Raw genomic sequence first — 2,440 nt, 5'->3', positions numbered from 1 at the left:
AGGCTACTGATTTGGTTTACTTCTTTGCTGACTTGCGTCGTTGTTAGCGACAAGATTTAGTATAACACACATCATAATTCTACGTAACATCTTTTTTTCAAAAGTTATTTCGTTAGCTTCTAATGCGTTTTCTCGCTCATCAGCGACAAGTAATACTATATCACGTTATTTAATTCTGTGCAAGTGTTTTGTAATCTTTTTTTTTAAAAAACACTTCGTTTTGCTCAGAGTTACTACTTTACCACAACTAATATAATAAAGCAACAATTATACTCTTCTTATTGTACAAACTAACTTCATTCCAAGCACCATATCAAAGTTTTTATCACTCTTCAAAACTTAGGTATGGATATTAATCATTCTGCACAAAATTAATCAAAAAAGGAGGATTTATATCATGCAGCATTTTAATGTTTTATTGATTAAGTTCGTAACATGCTCTATTATCTTTTGGATTAGCCTAGGCCTATTTTTTAATGCAACAATAGTAGAAATCCTTTCATTCAGCTTAGCTGTTACGATTATCTCTTATTTTATTGGAGATCAAATTATTCTCCCACGGATTGGAAAAAGTAACGCAGTTGTTGTAGATTTTTTCCTAATATATTTAATTGTTTGGATATTTGGCTCTGTTTTCTTCACTAGCTATTTTCAGATTGGCTGGGGAAGTATTATTTCAGCAACACTTATTGCAGGATCAGAAGTGTTTGTCCATTCTTATATAATAAAAAATGTAAAGCCAATTGTACGGGAAAACCATCGCAACTTCAATCAAAATGTTGCTTTTGAGTTTGCTGAAGAACACGACCCAAAACCTACAAAAAAATAGTCGAATTACTTACAAATACGAAGGACTTGATACAGTCCTTTTTCCTTTTATACCAAAAACAAAACACTCTAACGCTTGTATTATTGCCAATATATTTATTCCTTTACCGATGATTTTACCGCTTTTGGCTATTATTACTCAACTATTACTATTTAAACGCAATTCCCGTACACCTTAATTATTTACAAGATAATCGACCATCTACAATGGAAGAATTTCTGCCCACATAAAAAAGCTGTTTCTGACTTGAATATCACATCAGAAACAACTTTTGAATTACTCGCTTCAACTAAATAGCGGTAATGTAACAATGAACATCAACATAAATAAAATCATTAAATAGTTAACTGAAAACAAGAACATGAGATGAGCCCATTTGAAATCATCTTTCGTATAAAATCCGTAAATGCTAGCGAAAATCCAAGCAATTGTAAGTAATGCAGCAACAATCACAAAGGTTATCCCCAGTGACATTAACAAAAACGGTAATGGCAATAAACAAACAATATAAACCAACGTTACCCGTTTTGTCATTTCAAATCCATGTACTACTGGGAGCATAGCTACCCCAGCAGCTTTATATTCGTTATATTTCTTTATAGCAATCGCAAATGTGTGTGGCATTTGCCAAATAAATATGATAAGAAACAAGGCGATCGGCACAATATGAAATGCTGATTCGACTGCAGCCCACCCAATCAGAGGAGTCACTGCGCCAGATACGCTTCCAATCACTGTATTTAACGTGTACCGTCTTTTTGACCACATTGTATATAACACAACATACGTAAACCACCCTATAAACGCATAAATAGTAGCCTCAACTGTTGTAAAAAACAATAAAACAAACCCGACAACTGACGTTGCAATACCAAGCATGAAAACAACCTTTCTAGAAATCGTCCCTGTTACGGTTGGTCGATGCTGCGTCCTTGCCATGACACTGTCGATATCAGCATCATACCAATTATTAATAATAAGTGCACCCGCAATTACCAATGTACTTCCAAAGACCGTTAGCAAAAATAGGTCGAGGTAATCAACAAACAAAGCATTGGAGAAATGTAAAACTAACCAAAATCCAATAAAAACAGGGAATGTATTTGCAATTAATACTTTTGCTTTTATTAGTGCTTTAAGATCAGCGATAAGGCTAGGTTTCTTTTGTTCTATTAATCTATGTCGTAGAGATGTTCTCTCTTCTTTACCCATTACTTACGCCACCATTTCATTTCCGATTTTTATTTTCACAACATCAATTTTATCCTCGTAATCTTATAATGGATTTCTCTATCTGTAAACAGTTAAACTTCCAAAATAGAATTACTTCATAAAAGAGACACATAATGATCCAAATTTGAACAAAAAATAGGACTAAATCAAATATGATTAGTCCTATTTTTTGCCTGGCAACGTCCTACTCTCACAGGGGGAAACCCCCAACTACCATCGGCGCTGAAGAGCTTAACTGTCGTGTTCGGCATGTGAACGAGTGTGACCTCTTCGCTATCGCCACCGGGCTACGCTAATTTAGAATTAAGAATTTAGAATTGATGTAGGCTTCTCATGGAAGTTTACAGCGCAACTCCAAATTAAAGGATTCATTCCCTC

General features: G+C 34.5%; 2 protein-coding genes and 1 rRNA gene. 1 reads left to right on the top strand and 2 read right to left on the bottom strand.

Annotation, left to right across the window (positions count from 1 at the left end; genetic code table 11):
* Positions 1-397: 397 nt before the first annotated feature.
* Entirely contained in the window at positions 398-829 is a 432-nt protein-coding gene (locus tag ACJ2A9_RS23400; RefSeq protein ID WP_441424105.1) for a YndM family protein, read from the top strand.
* A 285-nt stretch (positions 830-1,114) separates the two neighbouring features.
* Here the strand turns inward: ACJ2A9_RS23400 and cyoE are convergent, their stop codons facing one another.
* Positions 1,115-2,041, bottom strand: coding sequence for a heme o synthase (gene cyoE, locus ACJ2A9_RS23395; protein WP_441424104.1), 927 nt, complete (start codon positions 2,039-2,041; stop codon positions 1,115-1,117).
* A 192-nt stretch (positions 2,042-2,233) separates the two neighbouring features.
* Positions 2,234-2,349, bottom strand: a 5S ribosomal RNA gene (rrf, locus tag ACJ2A9_RS23390).
* Between the last annotated feature and the right edge of the window lie 91 nt (positions 2,350-2,440).

Source organism: Anaerobacillus sp. MEB173 (genome assembly GCF_052119505.1).
Taxonomy (GTDB): Bacteria; Bacillota; Bacilli; order Bacillales; family JBJMAU01; genus JBJMAU01.
The sequence above is the reverse complement of the archived record's forward strand: the minus strand, read 5'-3'. Positions and strand labels throughout refer to the sequence as shown.

Excerpts from the sequence above, each read along its gene's own strand:
- ACJ2A9_RS23400 (WP_441424105.1), top strand. The coding sequence starts at position 398 with ATGCAGCATTTTAATGTTTTATTGATTAAGTTCGTAACATGCTCTATT.
- cyoE (WP_441424104.1), bottom strand. The coding sequence starts at position 2,041 with ATGGGTAAAGAAGAGAGAACATCTCTACGACATAGATTAATAGAACAA.